Raw genomic sequence first — 26428 nt, 5'->3', positions numbered from 1 at the left:
TGATGGTTTTTGAAGCTTTTTCCCAGCAGATATTTTCTGGCTTTGCTCTCGCTGGATATTACATTATGATAACTAGTTAAGTCCATGAGGCACCCTTATCACAGGTGCCAGCACAGGATCAATTACCTAAATTTAACACAAGATAGAATCTTCATATTCCGGGATTTCTTAGTAAGAGAGAAGAAAAAAATATCACGCGTTCAGATGAAGAACGATCCCAGATGCTTACCATAATCCTTCTTTTTTCAATCTATTAGTCAGATAATGTTCTTGCTTATCAAATAATGCATAAATCGCGGATTCTATATTATTACTTTTTGCAATCGTAAATTTCGACAACCAAGAAATATCATCGTCACTTAATGCAAACCAAACCTTCCCATCGGGAGGTAGGTTCATTCGTTTATCTTTGAAAATCCGTCTAACAACTTTTATGAATTGTGAAGCACCACCCCAAATCTTCAATACTAAAGGAGGTGTATCGTTCGATATATGAGGGTCCTTTTTAATCATTTTGAGATATGCTTCCAGTCTTCCCGTATGTCCTATTTTATAGTAAATATTCCCTCTATCAAAAGGTGTGCTTTTTACGATGCAAATCCAGCTATAAGCCCCGACATGGGGCTCTTCTTTAATAATCCTTTCTTCTAAAATTCTTTTTAATTCAGATTCTAGAGAATTATCTTGTCCTATCATTTTAATTCTCCGTCAAATTTGATAACGGGATATTATTCTATAAAGGCATGCAGTGCCTTTAACAGATAATCGTTGTCATTTCAAAAGTGCATTTTATCCGACGAAAACCAATCGTCTATGGATTCGCGGTCCACTATCCATTGCCCAGTTCGTTTGTGTGCATAAATGTACCCGGAATTAATCCATTTTCTGATAGTATCTTCTGACTTTACCTTAGCATATGCCATTGCCTCTTTGAGGGTCATCCAGCGACCAGGTGTTGTTTTGGCTATGATATTAGCCTCAACTCCTTTGGCAATCATGGCGGCAAGCATTTTAAGGTCTTCTCTTGTTATCCGCATAGATTATCATGCACACTTCTCAGAAATAGCTTTCTCTAAGACATCTCTAATAAAAGCATTCAGTGTCTTTCCTTCATCGACGGCATGAACAACAAGCTGTTGGTGAAGAGAGGGATCGATGCGTATATTAAAAGTCCCTTTGAACGGTTTTTCCGGCTCCATACCCTTGCCCGCGCACATATTGAGATAGTCACTAACGCCGGCTTGGAAATCCTTTTCCAAATCTTCAACCGTCGTGCCTTCAAACCCGATTATGGCCCTGATCCCGAGCACTCTCCCATGGAAGATTTTGTCATCGGCATCAAAAGCAACACTGCCCGTATATCCCTTGTATTGAAGAATATTTTTCATGGTTTTACTCCTGTCTCAATTAAAAAATCCCGAACCAAATCAACAGAATATTTCCGCATGACCCTTGCCGGATGAGGTTTGTGGATGTGCAAGCTGCATAAGCCTTTCTCAAACCTCAAGCGTGCCCCCTTTCCCTCATGCATGGTGGCACCGACTGCCAGAAGGAGCGAAACAGCTTCTTGCCACGATATGTCCGGTCTCGTCGGCCTCTCAAAGATCATGGCTAGGGTCTTTTTCTGTTTCGTGTTCATGATACGATCATGCCAGAAATAGCCCCATCATGCAAACCATATTTTAGTTGCACATTCTCTTTGACAATGGCCATGGATGGTGCATGTTGAATGTGCGAAAAGCCTTATCCGGGAGGCCCATCCGTTAATGGGTTTTGCTGTTTGTAATATAGACTTAAATATGGTCATGGAATCCGTAACCCGTAAGGGCCGGGAGGTTTGATAAGAGCCTTCGCAATTCCATGACCTTTTTCTTTTTATAGAGGAAGAAATGGATAATAAGAAATTGGCTAGGGGATTCAGTTAAGAGCGATGAATTCAACACAGGCAACAGATAAAGTCGGCAGAGCCATACTGAAGGTGGTCCTGCCGGCAAAATTGGGAAAGCGGATTCCTTACTAACATCAAAGAATTACTTTAACATAAATATACAAATGGAAAGGAGATAAGAACAAGATTCTCAAGAAAAGGAAACAGGGGACAAAATACGGTTGAAAAATATAATTGCGGACAGATTCCAAGTGTCCGATCCATTTCCCCGGTGGGAATAATGAGGTCGCTTCCACCTGCAGCGGAGTTACGGGATACTCATTACCCCCGATACCTCTGCTGTCAAGAAAATTACAGAGTCCGCCCTTCTGAGTGATTTAATCAATAAAATAAAAAGCCCAACTGCTTCAACCTAGAGGGGCGACCGTGGTGATCCCTCATATTCCTCACAACACGCCCGAAGGCGCGGTGGGCAAACCGGAGGGCCTTTCCGGAAGTCAGGTTGAGCAATCGAGCTCGGAAGAATTTTTAGATCCTGACCAAGATGATGTCAAGGACATTTCCAAACGCACAACGATCGCCAGGAAAGCTCATAAAGCAGCATCCTCGCCCAGGAAAACATTCCCGAACTGACAGAAGTGGAAGTGGTTCGGTTGAATTGGGGCCACGAAGGTAGCATTTACAGTCGGTCATAGACCATAAGTGTCAATAATGTATCGTCAAATTCCGGCCGGATAAGCGGAGTACATGGTCGCATCGCCACCTCATCCCTGCCCGATATCTTAGCCATCGTGGCGTTGAGTTCGTTGAGAACCATCATCAGCATGCCGTTTGTGTCGGATCCTCCGGCCTGTTTTGTCAGTCCCAAAACCGACGAAACAGACGCTGCCGCACGCCCCATGGTCGTGGTTATCTGTTCCGGAGGTGTGGGGCGTGTCGTGACGGAGATGGCCAGCGAAGCAACTGGCTCTTGTTCTGGCTGGAGTGCCTTAAGGATGCCGTGCGGGGAACCGTCCCATGAGCGATCTGAGAGGGCCTGTTTCCTACTACGGAGGATCTGTTGGAGGACCTCGCAAGAAACGACGTGTTAAATTCAATCCTCTTGACAATGGGGAGAATGGCCTTGTCGCTGTTCTTCGTGGCCCTCAAGATGATCTCGGAAAAGGCAAGAATCTTGTTGTCTGCGACCAGATCCGTATTCGCATTGATGCTCCCATTCACCGTCGCCTCTTGCTGCTCACCTTTATTTCTCATTTATTGCCTCATATGGTACAGAACATTGAAATCGTTGCATTGGTTCGGAATCATGCCCGGTGCTGGAAGGAAGCTTTCATTCCTGGCTCTGGCCACTTTCTCCCGTTCTCATGTCAGCATCTGGGCCAAAGGATTCGATGCCTCTCAGTCCATCCTTGATTGCCTGGACCTCCTCGCGGCGGTTGGGCACGAACTCGTCTCTCTGTTGGTTCTGCCTTGCCAGTCCTTTCTGATACCGCTCCTCCAGTTCCTCATCGGACATTGCAGGCGGAAGCTCTGGCGGGGGCACGTCGGGCGGCATCTTCTCCAGTTCGATCTTCATAGCCTCGGGAAGCGGCTCTCCAATCTCATGAAGTTGATAAGCGCCATCTTTTAACGATATTTCACCGGCACGAACCAGCCTTATAATAGCGATTCCTTCCTTACTCGGCATGGGCTTGTCTCCATAGCCCCGTTTCCGTCCCAATCGTTTAAGAGCAAAAATGATGCTGGTGGAATCCCCAGCCTGGACATTCCGAAACAAGGCGGCTTCGATCAAGTCGACCTTCTCCTGTTCCAATGCATCGAGTTCCTTTCGAAATCGTTCGTTTTCTTTCCATCGGTAAAAGGTTGCTCGGTTGATCCCTGCTACTCGGCAAGCAGCCACAATGCAGAACCGTTCATCAAGAAACGCCTTCAAGAAAGTCAACTGTCGGGACCTTGTCGATTCTCCCTTTTTGAGGCCCTTTTGTCGCGTTTTGTTGCGTTTGGGCTGCCCCTTTTTTGTTTTCACCTCAGATTCCTACCGGTCATACAACTTGAATTTATTGACTGCCGTAGCTTCCTGAAAACATTTTAGAACTTCTGTAAAGTCAGCTTCCCGCTTTTTGCATCTTGCTACCTCGACATCGAGATGTTCCCGTATCTCGGTCGCCATAGCGGCAGCAATGGATAAAACTTCGACAATTTTTCCCCGTCTGATGGAGAAATCGGCAGCTTCTTTTGATTCTCTGGCGACCTCAAGCATCGCATCAAGCAGATCGTTCTTGAGTTGTAACTCCCTTGTCGGCGTTATTCGTAATAATTCACTTTTACTCATTTACCTCATCCTTTTTAATAGACAATTCCATTGTTTAATCCTGCTGATGTCTCCCTGCATCAATTCGCTCTTGGAGATAACAGTCCACCTTAACCAAGGGGATAACACGCTCCATGCAACCGGTCCGGCGATGGAATTCAACTCTCATCTCAGCTGAATTCTCGCCCTCAAGAGGTGTTCGCTGGACCATAAAGACAGAATCACTCTCCTGGGATACGAAGCTGCTGTCCCGGATCGCTTCGTAAGACAGATTCTCTGGCCGTCCCTTGGTTGTGTGGCAAAGAAGGAAGATTATGAATCCGCCGTCCACAGCCATGGTTTTCAGCTGACGAATGACCGTTCCGATCTCGATGGAGGCATTCCTCATGCGGGCCAAGTCGACCAAATAATGCAAATGGTCCACGAAAATGATTCGTGTTCGATATTTCTGAAAAGACTCGTAGACACGCTCCTCCAGCCATGGCAGGGCATAGGCCTTGAGCTTTGCCGGCATGTAGATTAACGGGAGTTCTTGGAACTGGCCAAGAAACTGGCGGGCCGGAACTTCGAAAGTAAACCACAGTGGGAAATGCTGTTGTTTAGCAAAATTGACTGTAAGACTTTGTGCCAGCAGTGTTTTCCCGTTTTTCGTCGGTCCGGAGACTGCGATAAGCTCACCGCCGCGGAACCCGTCTGTCGCCGCATCGAGACCCGGGATTTGGGACATGACCTTGATCGTGTTGTCCCCCTCATTTTGGAACTTCAGGCACATTTCATGAGAGGAGATGATCTGGTCCGGGCCGGTATATTTGGTCAGATCCATCAATTTTCTTTCCGCCATTTCTCAACCTCCATTGTCAGGTCCTCTATTTCCTTCATCTCCAGTCGAATCAGATGCTTCGTCATATCATGGAGCCGTTCGTTCCTTGGGAAGCCTTCCCGAACAGCAACCAGGGCGCCGATGTCCTCCTGCCAGAATCGGATAGCATCCAGGTTTCCGACAATTAGAGCAGACTGGATTTCTGCAGCTTGGTCTATCTTTTGCGGCCTTCGATTCCTCTCGGCTATCTGCCGAGCCGTCATGCAGTCGTATTCAGCAGCCCCAACCTCGTTATCCCTCTCCATCTTTAGAAGCTCTTCCCCAGGATCGAAGGGTGCCGAGTTGTCCATCAGAACACCTTTCCCCACCCGCCGTTGCCTTTCACCGGCTCCATTGACTCGTTCAGGTATTTATCCCAATGGGAAGGCCGGAAGAGGGTCTGAGGGTTAAGGTACTTTGGGTTGGCGATGAAATGGGGATCCATCAACTTCACGTCGATGATCTTCCGGCAATCATCAACTGTTCCGCCGTCTTTCAGGCGGGCTTCAATTAAAGTAGTGTCTCGATATCGCTTCCCGGTTCTTTCGTTCAGGTAGGAAAGGACGATCAGTGCATTTTGACGATATATATTCTTTTCTTCTTTATTCTTGTTTATGTGCTTCTGTTGTTCACCTGTTGTTACGTTTGCTGTCACGTCTATTGCCCGTTCATCATCGGCCCGCGACTGGTATTTTTCGTAATTACAAATAGTTATGACAACAAATCGCTGTGTCCGTCTATTGTCACACATACCCCCTATTTCGAGTGACGTAAGAAAATTCTTAATCCGCCGACGTGACCAGCCGAAGGTTTTTGCAAGTTTCAACTCGGAGGTGACAAATTGGCCCCGTTCAACAGGGATATACTGGTTTCGGAAGTTCACAATTGCCGGCCGATGATTTGCCCGGGCGTAGAGAAACGACCAGGCATAACCGTCACACCATGGTTTCCGTTCGGAGATTTCATGGTGAAACTGATCACGCCACAATTTAACCCAGCCACCGCTGTCGCTCATGTCTGTTGTTCCACGAAGACAGCCAGATCGTTCTTTAGGTCATCGCTTCGTGTGAGGATCACAAGAAGGGAGATAAAGCCGTCCCGATCCAGGTCAAAACCTGTATAGCGTCCTGTTTCACAGCAGATCCTAAGGGGAACATCGGCGGCGCTGTCGGATGAATAGAAAAAGTCGGCGAGATGCCGGATCCGTTTAGGAGTCATGAAGTCTCCTCTCCTTCCAATCAGGATACCTCAATCGGAATTTCACATTTGGGCTGGCCATCGCCGGCGAGTTGATTCTCGAGGTCCCGAATCTCGACTTGTGTAATAGTAATCAGTTGACGCTTGAGCTTAATTCGCCGCTCCAATTCCTCAATTGGCGTCACGGATACCTTCCACTAAGCGACGAACATCGGCTGCACGCCAGCACGTCACACGTTCTGATAACTTAATGGGCTTTGGGTACCGCCCAGACTTAACCCCCGCCCACCAATTCGAGCGAGAAACCGGGACAAACCGAAGAACTTGTTTGATTCGCAGCAAGCCGGTCTGAGGTAGCTCTTGGATCTCAACAATTCTAGTATCTTTTGGCATAACATCCTCCAATACTGTTCCATTGGAGATAAGCATAATTGAGTCACTTAAATGACTGTCAAGTGACAAAAAAAGCCGGGCTTCCCCGGCTAATTACTTCATTTATTAACTGGTTGCGTATTGTCACGCCTTCAACAGCTATCGTGACATCGTCTCAGTTTAGTTTTTTTTGTTCAGTTTTTTCTTTCCAGAACTATCTTCTTGCCCCCTTCAACAAGCCTTCTTCCCCTTCCCTTCAATGCTTCATGTTGCTCAGGGCAAAGCCCTGCATTCAGTTTAAATGCAAGCGCGATTTTAACATATGTCTGATTGAAATCCGTAAACAAGGTATAGGCAATAACTTCCGTACGTACGCCTTTATTTCTCTCCCCTTCGATGTAGTTACTCAGGTTAAATTGTCGACGCTCCAACGCATCCTCTGCTTTGTGTGCATCGTCACTGGCCGTACCTTCATACTGCTTAAGCTCTTCCCTACTGAGAAGGAGATCATCTTCGGAGAATGACCATGTTCGACTTAGCAGACGTATCTCTCCATCCGGGCCAATGCATCCATCAGTTTTGGAAAGCGTGATATCCTTTTTCGTTGTTGGCACATTCCCGGAAATGTCGGTTACGACAATAGCACCACATGTTACTGATCCGTTATGGTGGGAAAACGGTAGTTTAATTTGGCATCGATCAGAAAGTGGTTCGTTGAAAAACATGGCAATTGTGTAAAAGCTCTCGAATATTCTTTCTTCGTCAGAAAAAATGTTATTTGTGGGGAAATATGTTGGGGTAGGAGCGAAAACAGCCAGAGCACCTTGCTGAACACAGTATTCCAGATCCTCAAGATCGCAGTTCGGTATAATGGATGTGGCTTTTTTAAAGGAAATGAATTGTGATTTTGGTAATTGCATCTCTCTTCCTTCTATGTCTTGAAGTTATTTACAGAAACGGGGAGGCTTTACTCGCATGGCACATAGTGGTACTATCATGGGGAGATTATCGTCACACCCTCTTAACCATCGGTAGAACCTTCGCCCCCGCTTTCAGTCCATCCAGGTAATCCGCCCATAGCTGCATCATCTTCCGGCGCTCGGCAAGGTGTGCTGTCCTGTTGTACGCCCGCCCGTTCGGGTCTCTGACGGCATGACCAAGTTGATGCTCAATGAAATCTGGCCGCACCTGCAATACTTCGTCAAGGATTGTTCGCGCCATGGCCCGGAAACCATGTGGTGTCATGGTTTCCTTGTCGTATCCCATGCGCCGCAGAGCTGCTAACAAGGCGTTGTTGCTCATGGGCCGGGCGAAAGATCGCCCAGAGGGGAACACGTACTTGCTCGCTCCGGTCAGTTCTATCAGCTCTGTCAGTATCTCGATAGCCTGACGACACAGAGGAACGACATGCGCGTTTTTCATCTTCATCTTCCCCGGCGGAATGTTCCAGACCTCCTCGTCAAAGTCAATCTCTGCCCACTCTGCATGCCTCAATTCGCCGGGACGCACGAAGAAGAGCGGGGCAAGGCGAAGGGCGGCCCGGACGACGTAATGCCCTTCATAGCCATCTATGGCCCGCATGAGGGACGCTACTTCCTTGGGGTCTGTGATCGCCGCATGATGCTTCTCTCCGGGTTGTGGCAAGGCTCCCTTCAGATCACCTGAAGGATCGCGCTCTGCCCTTCCCGTTGCCACAGCGTAGCGGAACACCTGACCGGCAATGGTTCTGATCCTGTGGGCTGATTCAAGAGCCCCCCTTGACTCGACACGGCGCAGGGCGGCCAGAAGCTCGGGGGCCTTAATATCGTTGATCGGGCGTTCTCCGATCCACGGGAACAGGTCCCGTTCCAAGCGGCTCATGATGGTGATAGCATGTCCACGGGTCCAAGTGGGTGTGAACTTCGCATGCCACTCGCGAGCTATGACTTCGAAGGTCTCTGTTGCCTCAGTCTCGGCTTTTTTCTGTGCTTTGCGGACGGCTCCGGGATCAATGCCCTTGGCCACCTGTCTTCTTGCCGCGTCTCGCCTTTCCCGGGCATCAAGGAGACTAATCTCAGGATATGTTCCAAGGGCCAGCAGTTTCTCCTTGCCATCATACCGGTACTTGAAGCGCCAATACTTTCCTCCATGCGGCATGACCAAGAGAAACAGGCCGTCACCGTCAAACAATTTCTTCTGTTTCGTTGACGGCTTAGAGGACCGTACCTTCACATCCGTCAGTGACATAAAGGGTTTCCTCCTCTTCTGGGGGTATCTGTTTTCCGTTGGGGGTATAAATGGCTAAAATATACCCCAATGTACCCCCGATGTTGTTGGATTGCATAGCACAGAAATGGACGATCAAGCAAGAAAAAACCCGCTATTTCTAACGGGTTTTGTTCTGCATCGGATTGTTTTGGATTATGTATTGGTGGAGGCGGCGGGAGTCGAACCCGCGTCCGGAAACCTTCCACTTCAGTTTCTCCGTGCGCATCCTCTGATTTGGTTTCGACCGTCACCCCTCCCAGAGGCAGGATGGGTGCGGGCTAGCCTGTTTAGATTTTCGCCCCCTTCCCCCCAGGCAGAGGAAGTCGGTTATCCTGCCTTTATGACGCCCTCATCCGACCCGGCAGGCGAACTCGGGAGGACGCTGGCCTATGCGGCCAGTGCGTAGTCGTAGTTGTTGGCGACTAAGTGTTTTCCTGCCTGTTTAACGAGGCCTGCAGGAACCTCGGCACGCTTCTGATAGCTTCAACGATCCCCGTCGAAACCGTGACGCCCCCATATTTGAATGTGGAAAGAACTGTCTTCTAGTATAGTCCTTATCCGCTCAGCGTCAAGCGGAATCCCGCTCCGGCCCGGCGGCGGGCATATCGGATCAGCCGGGACGGGGCAGCCCGGGCTCACTCCCGGCCCTTCTCCCGGTAACCCCGCTCCATGTCCCGCTTGTCCTCCCTGGCCCGGAGGTCGTCCCGCTTGTCGTAAAGCTTCTTCCCCCGTCCGACGCCCAGTTCCACCTTCACCTTTCCCTTCTTGAAATACATCCGCAGGGGCACGAGGGTGAGCCCCCTCTCCCGGGCCTTGCCGTAAAGCCGGCGGATTTCCTGTTTGTGGAGAAGGAGCTTCCGGGGCCGCAGCGGATCGTGGTTCCAGCGGTTGCCGAAGGTGTACGGGCTGATGTGCAGGTCGTAGAGGACCACCTCCCCGTTGTTCACGGAGGCGAAGCTGTCCTTCAGGTTGGCCCGGCCCTCCCGCAGGGACTTGACTTCCGTCCCCACCAGCGCGATCCCGGCCTCATAGGTTTCATCGATAAAATAATTCCGCCGCGCCTGCTTGTTGGTGCAGATGGACTTTTCGGCGGCTTCCGTTTTCTTGGCCATGGTTCCTCTGTTCCTCAGGGCCGGCCGGACGCCTGCCGCAGGCCCGCCCCGGGAAGATAGTCGGGCTTGACGTGCCGCATGGCCAGGTTGATGTTGTGGCGGATCTGCGGATTGTCCCGCTCCAGCCGGTTCAGGAGATCCTTGACGTACTGCCGCTTGGAGACACCGCTCGTGGGGCACCGGTTTTTCACGGCGGGAATGCCCTGCTCCCGGGCGTATTTCTTCACCAGCCCCTCTTCAAGGTAGGCCAGCGGACGGATGATGTGAAGCTTTCCGCCGAAGAATTCCTGCATCGGCATCATGGTGCTGATCTCGCGCCCGTAAAAAAGGTTGATGAGCAGTGTCTCGATGATGTCGTCCTGGTGGTGGGCGAAGGCGATCTTGTTGCAGCCACGCTCCTCGGCGATCTCGAAGATCCGTTTCCGCCGCAGCCGCGAGCAGAGGAAGCAGGGATTCTTCCGGTTGACGTCGCTGTGGGCCACGGGCCCGTAATCCGTCCTGTCGAGGACGTATTCGCAGCCCGTTTCCCGGAGCCAATGCTCCACGGCCTTGAGATCCTCGCCGCCCGGATCGAACCCCAGGTCGATGTGGACCGCCGTGAGCGCAAAGGGCGGCGTGAAGACCATGGGCGAATCCAGGAGATCCAGGAGGACGAGGCTGTCGGCCCCGCCGGAGACCCCCACGAGCACCCGGTCGCCCTCGTCGATCATTCCATATTCCAGGACGGCCCGCTCCAGCCACTTTTTCAGGTGGAGAAACAGCCGTGTTCTTTTCCTCTCTCTCGTCATGGTTCGATCCGATTCCGGCAATTCGCCCGGCCCCCCCGGCATCGCGAGGCCGACCGGAGTTCTCCCTCTATCCCAGATGGGCCTCCGAATCAAGCCCGTAGCCCCGGACGCCGCATCATTCCTTGATAACCGGGGCGGATTCGGGTACATAAGGACCGGCTCCGGCGGGAGCGGCAGCGCGCCTGGATGGACATCCGGAGCGGATTCATCGAATATTAATCTCTTCCCGAAGAAGAGACGAGGAGGAACTATGACGGAAATCATCAACGTACACGCCAGGGAGATCCTGGATTCAAGAGGCAACCCGACGGTGGAAGTGGAAGTCACGCTGTTCTCCGGCGAAACCGGCCGCGCGGCGGTTCCGTCCGGCGCATCCACCGGGGAGCACGAAATGCTGGAGCTCCGGGACGGCAACAAAAAGCGGTATCTCGGCAAGGGCGTGGAGAAGGCCGTGGCCAACGTGGTCAGCAAGATCGGACCCGAGATCATCGGCATGGACGCCCTGAGGCAGCGGGAAATCGACTACGCCATGATCGCCCTCGACGGCACCGAAAACAAGAGCGCCCTCGGGGCCAACGCCATCCTTGGTGTTTCCCTGGCCTGCGCCAAGGCGGCCGCGGCGTCGCTGGAACTCCCCCTGTACCGATACATCGGCGGGGTCGCCGCCAAGGACATTCCCGTCCCCATGATGAACATCATCAACGGCGGCCAGCACGCGGACAACAACGTGGACATCCAGGAATTCATGATCATGCCCATCGGGGCCAAGACCTTCAAGGAGGGGCTCCGGATCTCCGCGGAGGTCTTCCACACCCTCAAGGCGGTCCTGAAGGGCAAGGGATACAACACGGCTGTCGGGGACGAGGGTGGATTCGCCCCGAACCTGAAGTCCAACGAGGAGGCCCTGTCGCTCATCGTGGAGGCCATCACGAAGGCGAAGTACAAACCGGGGAAGGATGTTGCCATCGCCTTGGACGCGGCGGCCAGCTCCTTCTTCGAGAAGGGCATTTACAAGCTGGCGGCGGAAAAGAAGCCGAACAAGACGGCGGCGGAGATGGTCCGGTATTATGAGGACCTGGTGAAGAAGTACCCCATCGTCTCCATCGAGGACGGCCTGGACGAGAACGACTGGGACGGCTGGAAGTTGCTCACCGACGCCCTGGGGTCGACAGTCCAGATCGTCGGCGACGACATCTTCGTGACGAACAAGAAGCTCCTGGAGAAGGGGATCGGCCTGGGCGTGGCCAACTCGATCCTCATCAAGCTGAACCAGATCGGGTCGCTCACGGAAACCCTGGAGACCATCCAGACGGCGAAGGAGGCCGGCTACACCACCGTCGTCTCCCACCGGTCCGGGGAAACGGAAGACGCCTGCATGGCCGACGTGGCCGTGGCGGCCAACTGCGGACAGATCAAGAGCGGCTCCCTCTCCCGAAGCGAGCGGCTGGCCAAATACAACCAGCTGCTCCGGATCGAGGAGGATCTGGGCGAGATGGCCGTCTATCGCGGGAAAGGGGCGTTCTATTCCGTCCGGGGCTGATCCGGTTCCTGCGGAAATCCGTTTTTTGATGGGGAAATGAATCGAGGGCTCCGGGCGCACGGCACACTGTGTCCGGAGCTTTTTGCATGAAGGCGCTTGCCGAGCCCGCGGTGATCGTTCCGCTTCGCTGACAGGAACAGGGCATGGGACAGACAGGCGGCCGCAGCGGATTTTCTCTTTGGATGAGAACGGGGCCACGCCCCCGGTTTACAGAAACCGGAACAGGCGTCTCCGCAGCCCCTCCAAGGCCGTCCGGTTTTCCGAGATGCTCCAGTAGCGGACGGGGCGCTTCTCCCCTTTCACCGTCTCTTCCACTACGCTGATGATGCCCATGTCCTCCAGGAACCGGAGCGCGTTGGCATAGTTCGACTGGGATAGCGCCTCGGAGCGGCGAATTTCTCCCTTCTGGTACATCCTTTCTCCAAGCCCTCTGATTTTCTTGAGAAAATCCTTGTCCGGCAAACGCCCCTGGACAAGATAGGCGCACGCGCGGACGACCACCCAGTAGGACTCGATATAATTCCGGATCAGGCCCGCAAAGGGTACAAGATTCCTCTTCCCTTTTCCCTTCACCTCGATGGACGCAATGCCGCCCGCCTCGCCCCCGCCGATGGCGACCATGCCCTTCTGGGAAAGGTAAAACAGGACTTCCCGGATCTCCTCCAGGTCGTCCACCCGGTCGTCGAAGATAAACTCGTGGCGGAACATTTTCTTGAAGAACCGGTAGTCCTCCATGATCTCCTGGAGGCTGAGGACGTCCTCCCTGTGGAGCGCCACGGAGGCGGCCAGAAAGCTGGCGGGAACGAAGAAGTGCAGGATGTTGTTCTTGTAATATTCGAGGTTGAGCCGGTTTTCCTCGGGCAGAGAGTAAACCGCTTCCTCTCCCTCCTCCGGGAGATCCTCCTCGTCCCCGACCCGGGAGATGAGGTTGGACTCTTCAAACAGACCCAGGGCATTCGTCACGGCCTTGTTCATATCGCCGAAGGTCTCGGAAAACCGGACCTTCCGGGCCTGGAGGTAATCGCGGAAATGCCCCAGGACCTCCAGCAGGTCGTCCACGGAGATGCCGCGGCGGTCGGACCACAGAAATCCGGCCGACAGAAGTGAAAACGGGGTCACCACGGAGACCTTGTCGATGTTCAGCACGATCTCGTAGCCGATCTTCCGATACAGCCGCTGCCGCTCCTCCGTCGGCATGTCGTCGTATGTCTGCTCCTGGCTCTCCAGGTAGGATTTCATGAGGATGGGCTCGCCGATGTTCACGTAGACGTGGCCGAAGCGCTTCCGAAGGATCTTCCCGCTCTTGATCACGTCGGTGGCCCTCTCGTCCTGCTTCTGCTCGCCCCCCAGTTCCTTCAGGTAGGCCTTCTCCTCGACGATCCGGTCATAGCCGAGATAGACGGGGATGATCGCCAGGTCCTCGCAGGCGCCGCTGGCATAGGCCTGGATGATCATGGACAGGAGCCCGTAGCGGGGCATGATCATCTTCCCGGTGCGGCTGCGCCCCCCCTCGATGAAGAATTCGATGGGCAGACCCTCCTTGAGGAGGACATTGAGGTAGCCATTGAATACCTCGCCGTAGAGCTCGTTTCCCCGGAAGCTGCGGCGCAGGAAGAAAGCGCCGGACTTGCGGAAGACGGCGCCGAGGGGCCAGAAGAGCATGTTGGTCCCCGCGGCGATGAAGGGCATCTGGATGTTGTGTTTGTAGAAGACGTATGACAAAAGCAGATAGTCGATGTGGCTCCGATGACACGGCACGACGACGAAGGGCATCTTCTTGGAGAGATTCCGGACCTTCGTCATGCCGTCGCGGTCCACGATGACGCCGTCGTAGATGTTGTTCCACAGCCAGCCGAGCACCTTGTCCCACAGCTCGATGAACATCTCACTGTAGTTGGAGGCGATCTCGTTCAGGTAGCGTTTTGCCTCCTTGAGGGCTGACTCGTATCCCTTGCGGTTCTCGGCCCCCCGCTGTTCGATGGCCTGCTGCACCTTTTCGTCCTTCAGGACCAGGGAAATCATCTCCTGCCGGGACTTCAGGATCGGGCCCACCGTGGCGGTCTTTTCCTCGTCGATCCGCTCGATGAGATCGCCCCGGAGGCGGTCGATCATTTCTTCCCGGGACAGTTCCTGATTCTCCGCCAGAAACTCCCGAAGATTCACCGGTTTCGCACAGAGCAGAGAAGCCTTGTTGGAATAGCGGAAGAACGTGATCACCCGGCGCAGGGTCCCGGTTCCCTCCGTCTGTCCGAACAGGATGTTGATCAGGCTCTCCCGTTCCATGTCCCGGCGACGCCCGTAGGTAACCAGCGTGGGAAGGACCAGAACCGGACGATCCATCTCCCACTGGGCATAAAGAAGCTGGGAGAGGCCGTCTTCCACCTGCCTGTTCGGGGTCAGTTCGGACATGCCGAGGTGGACGATAACGGATTCGCCCCGGCGGACGGACTTGCGGACAAAGGCGCGGGGGAGCGGCTCGCTGCTCCGGCTCCGGGAAAGCGGGAGCAGGAGAAATGCCAGAATCGTCCGGAGGCACTTTCCGAACGGCTGCCAGAAGAGCATGTTTGTGTCATGGGCAAAGGACGGCCGGGGAAATCCGTGGGAGGCCGCCGCTTCCCGGATGATCAGGGTGTTGAGCTGGCTTTGCTGCTTGATGGCATAGACGACCACGCCTTCCGAGGCGGCTTTGGCGACCTCCTTCTCGGTTTCCTCGGGAACAAGCACCTTGGAAAGGACTTTTTTCAGCAGCAGAAGCAGGGAAATGCTGTCTTTCGCATACAGGCAGCCGCTGTACTGTTCTTCAAGACCGGAGAGCCAGGATTTGAGCATCTGAGAGAGGGACAAGGCCGGTGCCTCCTGAAGATTTGAAAGAAGTACGGGAGGTTCGACAAAACACCTCCCCGATTCACGTTATGATTCCCCGGCAGGGAACGCCTCCGGAAACCGCTTGCGCATATAGCCCTCGACATAGGGGCGGATCTCCGTGGCGGAGGAAAAGGAAAAAACCCGTTTCAGGAGCTTCCGGGCTTCTTTTTGCGTGGAGGCACGGATGATTCGCTTGACCCGCGGGATCGCCAGGGGGTTCATGCTCAACTCATCCAGGCCGAACCCCAGAAGGATGAGGGTGTAGAGGGGATCGCCCGCCATTTCGCCGCACATGGCCACGGGAATTCCCGCCCGGTGCCCGGCTTCCACCACCTGTCGGATGAGACGGAGAACAGCGGGGTGAAGCGGCTCGTACAGGTAGGAGACCCGCTCGTTGATCCGGTCGATGGCCAGGGCATATTGAATCAGGTCGTTCGTACCGATGCTGAAGAAGTCGGCCTCCCGGGCCAACGCGTCGGCGATGACGACGGCGGACGGGACTTCGATCATGACGCCGACGGGCATGTCCCGGCCGGCGGGAATCCCCTCCCGCGCGAGGTCCTCTTTCAGGTCCGCCAGAATCCGCTTCGCCTCTCTGATTTCCTCGATTCCGGACACCATGGGGATCAGGATCCGGACCTCTCCTTCGGCTCCGGCACGCAAAATGGCCCGCAACTGAGCCTTGAAGATATCCTCCTCCCGAAGGCAAAGGCGGATTGCCCGGAGCCCCATCTGGGGATTCATCTCCCTGGCCAGCTTCGGGTCGGAGAAGAATTTGTCCCCTCCCAGGTCCAGGGTCCGGATGGTGGCCCAGCGCAGTTCCTTCACCTCCAGCACCCGCCGGTAATTGGCCAGGTGGTCTTCTTCCGTCGGAAGCTGCTCCCGGTTGATGTACAGGAATTCCGTCCGGTACAGGCCGATTCCGTCGGCCCCATGGGTCACGGCCGAAGGGATTTCTTCGATGAACTCGATGTTGCAGCCGATGTCGACAGCATGCCCGTCTTCCGTGATTGCTGGCTGGCAGGCGTCGGCCAGAAGCTCCCGCCGCGCCACGTCATAGTCCCGTTTTTTCCCCTCGTAGCGGAACAGGATCTCCGGATCGGGATTGACAATGACCAGCCCGGCCAACCCGTCGATGATGACGTCGTCGTTGGTCTTCACGACGCGGGTGATCCTCTCCAGCCCCAGGACGGCCGGTATTGCCAGGGAGCGGGCCACAATGGCCGTATGGGACGTCTTGCTTCCCATGTCGATGGCAAATCCCTGGACCCGGTCGATTTTCATCTGGGCCGTGTCCGCAGGGGAAAGATCCATTGCGATGACGATGACCCCCTCATCCAGATCCGGCAGGGCCTCCCGGCGGCGTCCGCCCAGGTTCCGGAGAATCCTCTGGCCGGCGTACTGAATGTCGCTGAAACGGCCCCGGATGTATTCGTCCTCCACCTTGTCAAAGATTTCCCGGTACTTGTCGATGGCCATTCGCACGGCCCACTCGGCATTGACGCCCATGTTCCGGATGAACGAGGTAACCTGGGTGAGAAACGACCGGTCCTGCAGGAGCATGATGTGTACATCCAGGATGTACAGCGGGTCCATGCCCTCCAGCCGGCCCAGTTTGCGGCGGATCTCGCGGAGCTGCCGGATCGAAACCGCCACGGAATTACGAAATCGCTTGATTTCATGGGATATGTGACTTTTGTCCCGGAGCTTGTAAAGAGCCACCTGGGATTCCATGCGGTCGAAATGAAAGGCCTTGCCGATTGCAATGCCCGGGGATACAGCGACACCTCTCAGGACGGTTGTGTTTTTCTCCTGCTGGGATTTCATCGGATTACTCTTCGCCGAACCTTTCTTCGAAAAGACGCGCGATCTGCTCCACTGCCTCCGGCGCGTCTTCCCCCTCCGCACGAACCGTGAGAAAACTGCCCTGCGGGCACGCCAGGGTCAGGATTCCGAGGAGGCTTTTGGCATTCACCTCGTTGCCGTCCTTCTCGAAAAAAATCCTGGCCCGGAAATGTCCGGCAACAGATACCAGCTTGGCGGCCGCCCGGGCATGAAGGCCCAGTTTATTTGTGACCTCGAGGGTCCGGATCATGGTCATGACAATGCTTGCACAAACAGGAACAGTACGAACATACCATAAGGAATCAGCAACCGGGGCACTCCCCGGCGAATGAACCAGAAGACCGCCAGCAGGAAAGCCAGCGCCGATAAGTACCCAGCCGGCAATGACAATGCCGCATCCCGATACAGGGAAATCTTCGCCAGAATGGCCCCCAGCAGGGCCAGAGCAGCCAGCCCGGCCCAGCGGATCCAGGCCGTCCAGCGGGTCAAATCCAGTGTCTGGAAAAACTCAAAGGCCCAGCGCCCCCGCCCGTATCCCTCCCGGAATCCTTTCCAGCGGATCCACATGGACGGCACATTGTATAAACCCAGGAGAAACCAGGGTGCCGCCGACATCCCCACGGCGAGCAGGAGAACGCCCGTGACGGAGGACAGCGGCCGGAGCCCTCCCCAGAACAGCGGGTCCCCCAGGGCCGCATAAGGCCCCATAAGACCGTCCTTCAGGGCAACCGCTTCCGGTCCGGCAGAGGCCCCCTCCGTCTCCTCGATACGAATGACCGACCCAAGGATCGAGGGCGCCATGCAGGGATGTGTATGAAACCGCCTCAAATGACGGTCCAGACGTTCCGATACCTCCCTTCGTTCACGGCTCAACCAGCGAATCACCGGGATCATGGAAAAGGCAAATCCCAGATTCTGCATCCGCCAGTAATTGAACGACGCCTGAATGAGAAAGGATCGGACAAAAACCTGGATCAGGGGGGGGCGGGTCATGAACGTTTGGGCCTCGTCGTTTCCCTCTCGGATCAACAGGCGCCGTATCTACCATGATCAACCTTGAAAGTCAAACCATTCAAAGGGTTATTCCAGGTTGAGCAGGAGCGTTTCCAGGCGGAACCGGGAATTTTTCCTTGACAGTCCCTCCGTTATTTGTTAGCAAACCCAGCCTCGCGGAAATCAATCATCCCGGCCCACCCATTCGGGCCAACCGCGGAAATCAAAGGCAAAGGAAAGGAGTCTCGACCGTGATCTGTCAGACCGTCAAGTCGGGCACCGAGTGTTCCTTCATGTCCAAAAAGGGCTGCACCTTCACCGGTGGCAGCTGCCTGATCATTGCCGAACGGTGCAACGGCTGCAGCAAGGTGATCGAGGTTAACGGCGGCATTTACTGCCGGATTTATCCGGATCCGGCCGCCCGCTGGGCATACGGAATCTGCCCGACAGCTTCCCATGTTAAAAAGGAAGTCAAGGAAGTGGTGCAAAAGCTCAACCCACTGAAGGCCTCCAAGCGGTCCAAGAAAAAGTAGGGCAGCCCACGTCCAAGGCAATAAAAAAAAAGGCCGATCCGGACTCTGAAAGTTCGGATCGGCCTTTTTGCATTTCTGTGGAATGGAGAAATGCCGCCCTCCTTAATCCAATATGTCGCGGATCTGAGTCAGTCCCTCCTTGAGTTCCGCGAGCCGCGTGTCTTCCTGCCCGTTCATCCCAGCAGACTCGGCGGGCTCAACGGACTCGACAGGCCTTTCAGGATCATTCGCCGCCCGGGATTCTCCTCTGTTCTGCGAAGCGCCCTTCTTCATCCGCCGCAGTTGCGTCTTCGCCCCGGCAATGGTGAAACGCTCTTCGTACAGAAGATTCTTGATGATCAGAAGCTCCTCAACGTCCTTCCTTCGGTATCGCCTCTGATCCGATCTTGTGCGTTCCGGCCTGACGGTCCTAAACACCGACTCCCAGTAGCGGATCACGTAGGGCTCCACGCCCAGGATCCGGCTGACTTCTCCGATTCGGAAGTAGGCCTTGTCGGGAATCGTCTCGTGCATGTCCGGCACACAGGACGCTGCATCGCCGGCCGGGGTTCCCGGATGCCCGCGATCAGCCGTTGAGGGCCTTCCTCAGAACCTGGCTCGATTTGAAGGTCAGGACCCTCCGGGCGGTAATGGTGATCTCCGATCCCGTCTGGGGATTCCTTCCCCGGCGGGACTTCTTTTCCTTCACCATGAAATTACCGAATCCCGAGATTTTGATCTTCTCTCCCTTGGCCAGGGTTTCCTTCATGATTTCAAAGACGGATTCGACAATGCTGGCAGAATCCTTCTTGGAAAACCCGAGCTTCTCATAAACTTCCTGGATGATGTCGATTTTCGTCATTTCTGCCCTCCTACCCTGTAACCAAGAATGATGGCTTACCGAACCCTGGCGCCACTGGCCGCCATGATCCTCTCCACGATCCGGCTGTGAACTTCGTGAATCTCCTGATCGGTCAACGTCCGATCCGAGGCGCGGTAAGAAAACCTGAGGCCGAGGCTTTTCATTCCCTCGGGGATTCCCTTGCCGGCGTATACATCAAAAACATATATCTTTTCAAGCAATTCTTCTTTATTGCCGGCAGCCCAGCGGATCATGTCCCCGCTGGTTATCCCGGCGGCGACCAGGAAGGCCACATCGCGCGAACTGGAGGGGTAACGCGGGACTCCCCGAAACTTCAGGTCCCGCGAGGCGACTGCGGACAGGGCCTCGACATCCAGTTCAAACACCATGGCCCGGTTTTTCAGATCCAGGCGGTTCAGCACGTCGGGATGCACTTCTCCCAGGAAGCCCAGTCGAAGATCTCCCTGGAACAGGTCGCAGGAACGTCCCGGGTGAAGGAACGGCTCGGACGAACGCCCCCGGAAATCACCCTCCCGGATTCCCAATCCCTCGAGGACTCCCTCCAGACATCCCTTCATGTCGTAGAAGTCGGACTGAACGGACGTGAAGTGCCAGCGGTCTTCATATCGCCGGCCCGTGAGCAGCGCGCCGATGCGATCTCTTTCCTCGGGAAGCTCCTGACCTTCCTGGGGGTGAAATACTTTTCCAATCTCGAATATCTTCAGGTCCAGGGTCCCTGTATTGGCATTGTCCAGCATGGTCTTGAGCAGGCTCGGTACCAGTCCCGTTCTCATGACCGACTGGTCGTCCGTCAGGGGATTCATGATTCGAAGCATCCGGCGCCGGTAATCATCCGGATGGAGACCCAGGATATCCGCAGAGCGGGGCGAAACGAAGCTGTAGGTGATGATTTCCGAGTACCCGTAACCGTTCAGGAGGGCTCTGACCCTGTCCTCCACCAGCCGACGGACATCCGGAGCAAACGGAGCAACGGCGATGGCGGGCATCGTCACGGGGATCCGGTCATATCCGTGAAGCCGTGCCACCTCCTCGATGAGATCGATCTCCCGGGCAATGTCAACGCGACAGGACGGCGGCGTCACCAGATAAACTCCGGCGCGGCCTTCTTCGGGCCTCACCTTCATTTCCAGGGACTCCAGAATCGGCAGGATCTCCTTCTCCGTCAGGGACATTCCCAGAATATCGTTGACTCGTGCAACCCGCAGGGGGATGTCTCTCGCGATCTCGACCTCCATAGGATGGGTATCGATATAGCCCCGGCAGGATACGCCGTCCGCCAGATCCGCCATTAGACCGGCGGCGCGATCCAGCGCCTTCACGACGCCTTCCGGGTCGATTCCCCGTTCGAACCGGAACGCCGCGTCCGTTCCCATCCCGAGAAAGCGGGAGGAACGGCGGATCGAACCCGGCTGAAAATAAGCACTTTCGAGGAGAACCACGGACGTGTCTTCCTTGACCTCCGAGTTGAGGCCGCCCATGATCCCGGCAATGGCCACCGGCTTGACGCCGTCGCAGATCAGGAGGGTCCCGTCTTTCAGGACACGCTCTTTTTCATCGAGGGAGACGAAGACTTCGCCTTCCCGGGCCTTCCGGACAACGATGCGGCCTTCCTCCAGGAAACGGAAATCGAAGGCGTGAAGGGGTTGCCCCAGCTCGAGCATGACGAAATTGGTGATATCCACGACGTTGTTGATGGCTCTCAGACCGACGGCCTCCAGACGCTGGCGCATCCAGAGGGGGGAAGGCCGGATCGCCACGTTGCGGACAATGCGGGCCGTGTACTCGGGGCAGAGATCGGGATCCAAAATCGTGACGGAGGTAACGTCGGAGACCTTTTCATCGCTCTCCGGAACTGTGATGGACGGATAGCGCAGAGACTTGCCGGTGATGGCCGCTACCTCCCGCGCAATTCCGACAATGCTGAGGCAGTCGGAGCGGTTGGGCGTCACGCCCACGTCCAGGACCACGTCCGTAAGGTCCAGGGCCTTTTCGAGAGGCGTCCCCGGTATCAGATCCTCCGGGAGGACCATGATGCCCGTATTGTCGGACCCGATGCCCAGTTCTTCTTCGGAACAGAGCATGCCCTCGGAGACCTGTCCTCGGATTTTTGTCAGTTTGATCGTATAGCCGCCAGGGATGACGGCACCCACGGTGGCAAGCGGAACGAGGATTCCCTCCCGGACGTTCGGTGCGCCACAGACGATGGGGAGCGTCTCGTCCCCGATGCTGACCTCGCAGAGGGAGAGCTTGTCCGCATCGGGATGGCGCTTCGCGGAGACGATCCGGGCCACCACGACACCGCTGAAGTCGGCCCGCTTCTCCTCCAGGGCGTCGACTTCCAGGCCGGCCATGGTCAGGCACTCGGCGAGCTCCTGCGCCGGCAGATCAACATCTACATAATCTTTCAGCCACTTGAGGGAAACCTTCATCCGAACTGCTCCAGGAAGCGCCAGTCATTTTCGAAGAAGAGGCGGATGTCGTTGATGCCGTACTTGAGCATGGTCAATCGCTCCACCCCGAGACCGAACGCGAATCCCGTCACTTCTTCGGGATCATAGCCGACATTCTTGAAGACTTCCGGATCGACCATTCCCGATCCCAGGATCTCCAGCCAGCCACTCTGGCCGCAGACGCGGCAGCCTTCGCCGTGGCACATGACGCAGCGGATATCCACTTCGGCGCTGGGTTCGGTGAAGGGAAAGAAGCTGGGGCGAAACCGAAGGGACGTATCCTCCCCGAAAAACTGGGTCAGAAAGGAGGTGAGCACGCCCTTGAGGTCCCCGAGTGTGATATGGCGATCCACCAGCAGGCCTTCCACCTGATGGAACATCGGCGTATGAGACACGTCCGAATCGGGGCGGTAGACGCGGCCGGGGGAGAGAATCCGGACGGGCGGTTTCATCCGCTCCATGGTCCGGACCTGCACGGGTGATGTATGGGTCCTCAGGACGACGTTCCCTTCGACGTAGAAGGTGTCCTGCATATCCCTGGCGGGATGGTCCTTCGGGATGTTCAGGGCCTCGAAGTTGTAGTAGTCCGTCTCGACCTCCGGTCCTTCCACGATCGAGAAACCGAGACCGGAGAAGATGGAATAGATCTCCTGCCTGACCCGGGTGATGGGATGCAGCCGGCCCGGCAGAACCGCCCTTCCCGGGAGCGTAACGTCGATTTGTTCCTTGAGGAGCGCCTGCTCACGGCCGGAAGAAAGAATTTCCTGCAGAGCCCCTTCAATCCGTCCGTCCAGGGCCGTCTTGATCTCATTCAGGCGTTTGCCGAAGGCAGGCCGATCCGTCTCGGGTACGGAAGAGATGGTCCGCAAGAGACCCGTCAATAATCCTTTCCGTCCCAGATAACGGGTCCGGATCTCCAGAAGCCCTTCTTCCGATGAGGCTTTCTGAATCTCCGTTTCCGCCTGTATTCTAATCTCCTCCAGGTCGCCCGTCATGCCGCCGGAGTACCCTTAACCATAGTGACGATCCGTGAAAAGGCACCGGGATCGTGGATGGCCAGATCGGAAAGGATTTTTCGATCCAGGGCGATCCCCGCCTTGTGGACTCCGTCCATGAGCCGGCTGTATGTGATGCCGTTCATGCGGGCCGCGGCACTGATCCGGGCAATCCAGAGCACCCGAAACTCCCGTTTCCGTACCCGTCGGTCCCTGAAAGCATACTTCATGGCCCGGTTGACCGCCTCGGTGGCGGTTCTGAGGAGACGGCTCCGGGCACCGAAGTAGCCCTTGGCCATCTTGAATATCTTTCTTCTCTTTTTCTTTGCCGTCAGGCTGCGTTTGACTCTTGACATAATCTCCCTTCTCCTGATGCCGCTCTTTATTTCATCGTGGGAGCGGACGCCCCGGCCGGGGAATCCGTGATATGAATCGATGAATCCGGGATTTACAGATATGGCAACAGTGCCTTGATCGCCCTTTCGTTGGTCTTGTCCACCAGAGCGGATTTTCTCAGGTTCCGCTTCCGCTTGGCACTCTTCGTCGTCAGAATATGACTGGAATAGGCCTTGTTCCGCTTAACCCGGCCCGATCCGGTGAAACGAAATCGCTTGGCCGCTCCCCGGTGTGTCTTAAGTTTACTCATACCTCTTTCACCCCTTTTCCGTTCATTTTCCCTTATCGACCGTTCCGGCCTGTTTCTTCGGGGCCAGGAACATGGTCATATGCCGCCCTTCCAGCCTTGGAAACTGCTCCACGGTACCGATATCCACCAGCATGTTCCGAATTTGTTCCATGGTCCGGCGGGCATGGTCGGCATAGGCAATCTCACGGCCGCGGAACATCATGGTGATTTTTACCTTGTTCTGCTCTTCAAGGAATTTTCGGATATGGCGGATCTTGACCTGGAGATCATGTTCCTCCGTCTTCGGCCGCAATCTCATTTCCTTGATCTGGATCACGCTCGCGCTTTTCTTGGCGGTATGAAGTTTCTTGCTTTGCTGGTATCGAAACTTCCCGTAATCCATTACCTTGCAGACGGGTGGGTCGCCCTGGGGGGCCACCTCCACCAAGTCCAGTCCGGACTTCGCGGCAACTTCCAGAGCCTCCGCCAGCGTGATGATTCCCAACTGCTTCCCCTCGGCATCAATCACCCTGACCGATGCTGCACGGATCTCCCGGTTGATTCTCCAATCCTTTTGGATAGGCCACCTCCCTGTCTTGTCAGCCCTTGTTTACTGATACCGGGCACACAGTTCCTTCACCTGGCCGATGAAGGCGTCCACGTCCATGGGACCCAGATTCTTTCCGTCTCTCTGGCGGGGTGAAACCTTCCGCCCTTCCACTTCCCGGTCTCCGATGACGAGCATGAATGGAATTTTCTGGCTCTGCGCTTCCCGAACCTTGTATCCCAGTTTCTCGTTTCGGAAATCTTTTTCCACGCGGATGTCGGCATCGATTAACCGGCGGTAGACTTCTTCCCCAAAGGGGATCTGCTTGTCCGTCACCGTCTGGATGACCGCCTGAACGGGCGACAGCCAGACCGGGAAGGCGCCGGCATAATGCTCGATCAGAACCCCCATGAATCGCTCGATGGCGCCGAGGATCACCCGATGCAGCATGACCGGGCGGTGACGTTCGCCGTCCGGCCCGACGTAGGTCAGGTCGAAACGGTCAGGCAGCGTGAAATCGCACTGGATGGTGGCGCACTGCCATTTCCGCTTCAGAGCATCCTTCAGTTTGAAGTCGATTTTCGGCCCGTAGAAGGCTCCGTCTCCCTCATTGACGTCATAGGTCATCCGGTTGTCCTTGAGGGCCTGTTCCAGGGCGTTCGTCGCCATGTCCCAATCCTCGTCGGAACCGATGGATTTTGCAGGGCGTGTGCTCAGTTCGACCTCGTAATCGAAACCGAAGATTTTCATCGCATAGGCGACGAAATCTGCGATGTCCCGGATCTCCGAGTTCAACTGCTCCGGCATGCACAGGATGTGGGCATCGTCCTGGGTGAACTGGCGGACCCGCATCAGTCCGTGAAGGACTCCCGCCTTCTCGTGGCGGTGTACGGTCCCCAACTCAAAATACCGCAGGGGAAGGTCGCGGTAGCTGCGCACCTTCGACTTGTAGATCAGCATGTGGGAGAGGCAGTTCATGGGCTTGATGCCGTAGAGCTGGTTCTCCACTTCCGTGAAGTACATGTTCTCGCGGTAATGATCGAAATGTCCGGATCGCCGCCAGAGGTCCGCCTTGAGGATCTGCGGGCCCATGACCATATCGTAACCGCGCTTCAGATGCTCCTTGCGCTCCCATTCCTCGATAAGGTACCTGAGAAGCATGCCTTTCGGATGAAAGATTACAAGCCCCGCACCCGCTTCCTCGTTGACCTGGAAAAGGTCGAGTTCCCGGCCCAGGCGACGGTGATCCCGCTTGCGCGCTTCTTCGAGGACATGCAGGTACTCATCCAGCTCCACCTGCGTCGCGAACCCCGTGCCGTAGATCCTCTGGAGCATCTTATTGTGCTCATCGCCCCGCCAATAGGCACCCGCCACGTTCAGCAGCTTGAAAGCCTGAATCATCCCTGTGGATGGAATGTGGGGCCCCCGGCAGAGATCGACATAATCGCCCTGGCTGTAAAGGCTGACGGTCTCCACATCCGGCGGAAGATCTCGGATCAATTCCACTTTGTAGTTTTCGCCCTTCTTTTGAAACAAAGCGACGGCATCTTCCCTTCCGACTTCCTGCCGCACAAACGGCCGGTCCGACCGGGCGATCTCTTCCATGCGCGCCTCGATCTTTGTCAGATCTTCCGGCGTGAACGTTTCCGTGTAATCGAAATCGTAGTAGAATCCGTCCTCAATGGAGGGACCGATGCTGACCTGGACCCCCTGGAAGCTGTCCTGAACAGCTTGGGCCATGACGTGGGAAATGCTGTGACGAAGGATCCCAAGCCCTTCCCGCGAGTCGATTCCGATCACCTCCAGGGCTCCGTCTTCATTGAGGGAACGGCTCAAATCCAAGGCATTTCCCCCGAACCGAACGGCCACCGCCGACGGCACCAAGTCTTCCCGCCAGGAGGCCAGCACTTCCCGCGCCGTCACGCCTGCCGGACAGGTCTTCACCGATCCGTCAGGCAGACTTACTCGGATCTCGCTCATCGCTTCATCCATTTCATCGGGCTTGTATGCCTTTCGCAGCAAACTTTCTGCGAATTAAAGAAAGGGCATCATCAAGAAAATGCTGATGCCCTTTCCCTGAACCCAACCGGCACGGGAGAAGAGCTGTACCGGTGTATTTTCATGGTAGGCACGCAGGGATTTGAACCCTGGACATCCACCGCGTCAGGATGGCGCTCTCCCCCTGAGCTACGTGCCTGTGGGATTCCCTGATTCGAAGGCTGGTACTTTTACCAATTCGATTTTTCAAAGTCAAGGCAAATATAAAACAAAAGGTAATTAGTCCCATTTTGGCACAAGATCGCAGAGAAAAGTAGCAACTTGGTCGAAAATATCAGAGTTGCGATTATTATATCGAAACTCCAGTTCTTTCAAATAAAGAGGGAACTGTTCCTTGGAGA

General features: G+C 55.2%; 28 protein-coding genes, 1 tRNA gene and 1 other RNA gene. 2 read left to right on the top strand and 28 right to left on the bottom strand.

What is annotated here, in order from left to right; genetic code table 11:
- Window positions 1–225: 225 nt before the first annotated feature.
- The 15 genes from HPY65_18990 to HPY65_18920 form a co-directional block, all read right to left on the bottom strand.
- Window positions 226–696 (bottom strand): hypothetical protein, encoded by a 471-nt coding sequence (locus tag HPY65_18990; protein NPU86565.1) that lies wholly within the window; start codon window positions 694–696, stop codon window positions 226–228.
- A gap of 80 nt (window positions 697–776) precedes the next feature.
- Window positions 777–1010 (bottom strand): helix-turn-helix domain-containing protein, encoded by a 234-nt coding sequence (locus HPY65_18985; GenBank protein ID NPU86564.1) that lies wholly within the window; start codon window positions 1008–1010, stop codon window positions 777–779.
- A gap of 33 nt (window positions 1011–1043) precedes the next feature.
- The gene (locus HPY65_18980) at window positions 1044–1388 is read right to left on the bottom strand and encodes a type II toxin-antitoxin system HicB family antitoxin (protein NPU86563.1); all 345 of its coding nucleotides are present in this window, start codon (window positions 1386–1388) and stop codon (window positions 1044–1046) included.
- A 1830-nt stretch (window positions 1389–3218) separates the two neighbouring features.
- Window positions 3219–3914: a hypothetical protein gene (locus HPY65_18975; protein ID NPU86562.1), complete on the bottom strand. Its 696-nt coding sequence runs from the start codon at window positions 3912–3914 to the stop codon at window positions 3219–3221.
- A 9-nt stretch (window positions 3915–3923) separates the two neighbouring features.
- Entirely contained in the window at window positions 3924–4220 is a 297-nt protein-coding gene (locus HPY65_18970; protein NPU86561.1) for a hypothetical protein, read from the bottom strand.
- A gap of 34 nt (window positions 4221–4254) precedes the next feature.
- Window positions 4255–5040, bottom strand: coding sequence for a hypothetical protein (locus HPY65_18965; GenBank protein ID NPU86560.1), 786 nt, complete (start codon window positions 5038–5040; stop codon window positions 4255–4257).
- A complete protein-coding gene (locus HPY65_18960; GenBank protein ID NPU86559.1) occupies window positions 5022–5369 on the bottom strand; it encodes a hypothetical protein in 348 nt (115 codons plus the stop codon). Before HPY65_18960 ends, HPY65_18965 begins: the two co-directional genes overlap by 19 nt.
- Window positions 5369–6073 carry a hypothetical protein gene (locus tag HPY65_18955; GenBank protein NPU86558.1) on the bottom strand — a complete coding sequence of 235 codons (705 nt, stop codon included), beginning with the start codon at window positions 6071–6073 and terminating at the stop codon, window positions 5369–5371. Before HPY65_18955 ends, HPY65_18960 begins: the two co-directional genes overlap by 1 nt.
- Entirely contained in the window at window positions 6070–6276 is a 207-nt protein-coding gene (locus HPY65_18950; GenBank protein NPU86557.1) for a hypothetical protein, read from the bottom strand. The genes HPY65_18955 and HPY65_18950 overlap by 4 nt, the downstream gene beginning before the upstream one ends.
- A gap of 150 nt (window positions 6277–6426) precedes the next feature.
- The gene (locus HPY65_18945; protein ID NPU86556.1) at window positions 6427–6648 is read right to left on the bottom strand and encodes an AlpA family phage regulatory protein; all 222 of its coding nucleotides are present in this window, start codon (window positions 6646–6648) and stop codon (window positions 6427–6429) included.
- A 173-nt stretch (window positions 6649–6821) separates the two neighbouring features.
- The gene (locus tag HPY65_18940) at window positions 6822–7547 is read right to left on the bottom strand and encodes a hypothetical protein (protein ID NPU86555.1); all 726 of its coding nucleotides are present in this window, start codon (window positions 7545–7547) and stop codon (window positions 6822–6824) included.
- Between the two features lie 91 nt (window positions 7548–7638).
- Entirely contained in the window at window positions 7639–8853 is a 1215-nt protein-coding gene (locus HPY65_18935; GenBank protein ID NPU86554.1) for an integrase arm-type DNA-binding domain-containing protein, read from the bottom strand.
- Between the two features lie 182 nt (window positions 8854–9035).
- Window positions 9036–9389: a transfer-messenger RNA gene (gene ssrA / locus HPY65_18930) on the bottom strand.
- Window positions 9390–9509: 120 nt separating this feature from the next.
- Complete coding sequence (gene smpB / locus HPY65_18925) at window positions 9510–9986, bottom strand: SsrA-binding protein SmpB (GenBank protein NPU86553.1); 477 nt, start codon at window positions 9984–9986, stop codon at window positions 9510–9512.
- A gap of 14 nt (window positions 9987–10000) precedes the next feature.
- Window positions 10001–10774 (bottom strand): tRNA 2-thiocytidine(32) synthetase TtcA, encoded by a 774-nt coding sequence (locus HPY65_18920; protein NPU86552.1) that lies wholly within the window; start codon window positions 10772–10774, stop codon window positions 10001–10003.
- A 250-nt stretch (window positions 10775–11024) separates the two neighbouring features.
- Between HPY65_18920 and eno the strand changes: the two genes are divergently transcribed.
- A complete protein-coding gene (gene eno / locus HPY65_18915) occupies window positions 11025–12314 on the top strand; it encodes a phosphopyruvate hydratase (GenBank protein ID NPU86551.1) in 1290 nt (429 codons plus the stop codon).
- Window positions 12315–12521: 207 nt separating this feature from the next.
- On the opposite strand, the gene HPY65_18910 is transcribed toward eno, so the two are convergent.
- From HPY65_18910 to HPY65_18895, 4 genes are all read right to left on the bottom strand, one after another.
- Window positions 12522–15158, bottom strand: a complete 2637-nt coding sequence (locus tag HPY65_18910) for a hypothetical protein (GenBank protein ID NPU86550.1) — start codon at window positions 15156–15158, stop codon at window positions 12522–12524.
- Window positions 15159–15224: 66 nt separating this feature from the next.
- On the bottom strand, window positions 15225–17006 hold the full coding sequence (gene ptsP / locus HPY65_18905) for a phosphoenolpyruvate--protein phosphotransferase (protein ID NPU86549.1): 1782 nt from the start codon (window positions 17004–17006) through the stop codon (window positions 15225–15227).
- Between the two features lie 4 nt (window positions 17007–17010).
- Entirely contained in the window at window positions 17011–17280 is a 270-nt protein-coding gene (locus HPY65_18900; protein NPU86548.1) for an HPr family phosphocarrier protein, read from the bottom strand.
- On the bottom strand, window positions 17277–18017 hold the full coding sequence (locus HPY65_18895) for a hypothetical protein (GenBank protein ID NPU86547.1): 741 nt from the start codon (window positions 18015–18017) through the stop codon (window positions 17277–17279). The genes HPY65_18900 and HPY65_18895 overlap by 4 nt, the downstream gene beginning before the upstream one ends.
- A gap of 251 nt (window positions 18018–18268) precedes the next feature.
- On the opposite strand from HPY65_18895, the gene HPY65_18890 reads away from it, so the two are divergent.
- The gene (locus tag HPY65_18890) at window positions 18269–18550 is read left to right on the top strand and encodes a hypothetical protein (protein NPU86546.1); all 282 of its coding nucleotides are present in this window, start codon (window positions 18269–18271) and stop codon (window positions 18548–18550) included.
- Window positions 18551–18652: 102 nt separating this feature from the next.
- Here HPY65_18890 and HPY65_18885 read toward each other — a convergent pair whose 3' ends face one another.
- The 9 genes from HPY65_18885 to HPY65_18845 form a co-directional block, all read right to left on the bottom strand.
- Window positions 18653–19063, bottom strand: a complete 411-nt coding sequence (locus HPY65_18885; GenBank protein ID NPU86545.1) for a MerR family transcriptional regulator — start codon at window positions 19061–19063, stop codon at window positions 18653–18655.
- Between the two features lie 52 nt (window positions 19064–19115).
- The gene (locus HPY65_18880) at window positions 19116–19391 is read right to left on the bottom strand and encodes an integration host factor subunit alpha (protein NPU86544.1); all 276 of its coding nucleotides are present in this window, start codon (window positions 19389–19391) and stop codon (window positions 19116–19118) included.
- A gap of 35 nt (window positions 19392–19426) precedes the next feature.
- Window positions 19427–21841: a phenylalanine--tRNA ligase subunit beta gene (locus HPY65_18875; protein ID NPU86543.1), complete on the bottom strand. Its 2415-nt coding sequence runs from the start codon at window positions 21839–21841 to the stop codon at window positions 19427–19429.
- Entirely contained in the window at window positions 21838–22857 is a 1020-nt protein-coding gene (pheS, locus tag HPY65_18870) for a phenylalanine--tRNA ligase subunit alpha (protein NPU86542.1), read from the bottom strand. The genes HPY65_18875 and pheS overlap by 4 nt, the downstream gene beginning before the upstream one ends.
- Window positions 22854–23213 carry a 50S ribosomal protein L20 gene (gene rplT / locus HPY65_18865; protein NPU86541.1) on the bottom strand — a complete coding sequence of 120 codons (360 nt, stop codon included), beginning with the start codon at window positions 23211–23213 and terminating at the stop codon, window positions 22854–22856. Before rplT ends, pheS begins: the two co-directional genes overlap by 4 nt.
- A gap of 92 nt (window positions 23214–23305) precedes the next feature.
- Window positions 23306–23503: a 50S ribosomal protein L35 gene (gene rpmI / locus HPY65_18860; protein NPU86540.1), complete on the bottom strand. Its 198-nt coding sequence runs from the start codon at window positions 23501–23503 to the stop codon at window positions 23306–23308.
- A 22-nt stretch (window positions 23504–23525) separates the two neighbouring features.
- Window positions 23526–24062, bottom strand: coding sequence for a translation initiation factor IF-3 (locus HPY65_18855; GenBank protein ID NPU86539.1), 537 nt, complete (start codon window positions 24060–24062; stop codon window positions 23526–23528).
- 30 nt (window positions 24063–24092) lie between these two features.
- Window positions 24093–26009 (bottom strand): threonine--tRNA ligase, encoded by a 1917-nt coding sequence (gene thrS, locus HPY65_18850; GenBank protein NPU86538.1) that lies wholly within the window; start codon window positions 26007–26009, stop codon window positions 24093–24095.
- Between the two features lie 142 nt (window positions 26010–26151).
- Window positions 26152–26226: transfer RNA gene (locus HPY65_18845), tRNA-Val, on the bottom strand.
- Window positions 26227–26428: the final 202 nt, after the last annotated feature.

It is taken from the genome of Syntrophaceae bacterium (genome assembly GCA_013177825.1).
Taxonomy (GTDB): domain Bacteria; phylum Desulfobacterota; class Syntrophia; order Syntrophales; family PHBD01; genus PHBD01.
The sequence above is the reverse complement of the archived record's forward strand: the minus strand, read 5'-3'. Positions and strand labels throughout refer to the sequence as shown.

Excerpts from the sequence above, each read along its gene's own strand:
- rpmI (NPU86540.1), bottom strand. The coding sequence starts at position 23,503 with ATGAGTAAACTTAAGACACACCGGGGAGCGGCCAAGCGATTTCGTTTC.
- HPY65_18900 (NPU86548.1), bottom strand. The coding sequence starts at position 17,280 with ATGACCATGATCCGGACCCTCGAGGTCACAAATAAACTGGGCCTTCAT.
- HPY65_18945 (NPU86556.1), bottom strand. The coding sequence starts at position 6,648 with ATGCCAAAAGATACTAGAATTGTTGAGATCCAAGAGCTACCTCAGACC.
- thrS (NPU86538.1), bottom strand. The coding sequence starts at position 26,009 with ATGAGCGAGATCCGAGTAAGTCTGCCTGACGGATCGGTGAAGACCTGT.
- HPY65_18895 (NPU86547.1), bottom strand. The coding sequence starts at position 18,017 with ATGACCCGCCCCCCCCTGATCCAGGTTTTTGTCCGATCCTTTCTCATT.
- HPY65_18970 (NPU86561.1), bottom strand. The coding sequence starts at position 4,220 with ATGAGTAAAAGTGAATTATTACGAATAACGCCGACAAGGGAGTTACAA.
- HPY65_18940 (NPU86555.1), bottom strand. The coding sequence starts at position 7,547 with ATGCAATTACCAAAATCACAATTCATTTCCTTTAAAAAAGCCACATCC.
- HPY65_18885 (NPU86545.1), bottom strand. The coding sequence starts at position 19,063 with ATGCACGAGACGATTCCCGACAAGGCCTACTTCCGAATCGGAGAAGTC.
- HPY65_18935 (NPU86554.1), bottom strand. The coding sequence starts at position 8,853 with ATGTCACTGACGGATGTGAAGGTACGGTCCTCTAAGCCGTCAACGAAA.
- HPY65_18880 (NPU86544.1), bottom strand. The coding sequence starts at position 19,391 with ATGACGAAAATCGACATCATCCAGGAAGTTTATGAGAAGCTCGGGTTT.
- HPY65_18955 (NPU86558.1), bottom strand. The coding sequence starts at position 6,073 with ATGAGCGACAGCGGTGGCTGGGTTAAATTGTGGCGTGATCAGTTTCAC.
- HPY65_18960 (NPU86559.1), bottom strand. The coding sequence starts at position 5,369 with ATGGACAACTCGGCACCCTTCGATCCTGGGGAAGAGCTTCTAAAGATG.
- HPY65_18980 (NPU86563.1), bottom strand. The coding sequence starts at position 1,388 with ATGAAAAATATTCTTCAATACAAGGGATATACGGGCAGTGTTGCTTTT.
- HPY65_18920 (NPU86552.1), bottom strand. The coding sequence starts at position 10,774 with ATGACGAGAGAGAGGAAAAGAACACGGCTGTTTCTCCACCTGAAAAAG.
- rplT (NPU86541.1), bottom strand. The coding sequence starts at position 23,213 with ATGTCAAGAGTCAAACGCAGCCTGACGGCAAAGAAAAAGAGAAGAAAG.
- HPY65_18985 (NPU86564.1), bottom strand. The coding sequence starts at position 1,010 with ATGCTTGCCGCCATGATTGCCAAAGGAGTTGAGGCTAATATCATAGCC.
- HPY65_18965 (NPU86560.1), bottom strand. The coding sequence starts at position 5,040 with ATGGCGGAAAGAAAATTGATGGATCTGACCAAATATACCGGCCCGGAC.
- HPY65_18875 (NPU86543.1), bottom strand. The coding sequence starts at position 21,841 with ATGAAGGTTTCCCTCAAGTGGCTGAAAGATTATGTAGATGTTGATCTG.
- pheS (NPU86542.1), bottom strand. The coding sequence starts at position 22,857 with ATGACGGGCGACCTGGAGGAGATTAGAATACAGGCGGAAACGGAGATT.
- ptsP (NPU86549.1), bottom strand. The coding sequence starts at position 17,006 with ATGAAATCCCAGCAGGAGAAAAACACAACCGTCCTGAGAGGTGTCGCT.
- smpB (NPU86553.1), bottom strand. The coding sequence starts at position 9,986 with ATGGCCAAGAAAACGGAAGCCGCCGAAAAGTCCATCTGCACCAACAAG.
- HPY65_18990 (NPU86565.1), bottom strand. The coding sequence starts at position 696 with ATGATAGGACAAGATAATTCTCTAGAATCTGAATTAAAAAGAATTTTA.
- HPY65_18950 (NPU86557.1), bottom strand. The coding sequence starts at position 6,276 with ATGACTCCTAAACGGATCCGGCATCTCGCCGACTTTTTCTATTCATCC.
- eno (NPU86551.1), top strand. The coding sequence starts at position 11,025 with ATGACGGAAATCATCAACGTACACGCCAGGGAGATCCTGGATTCAAGA.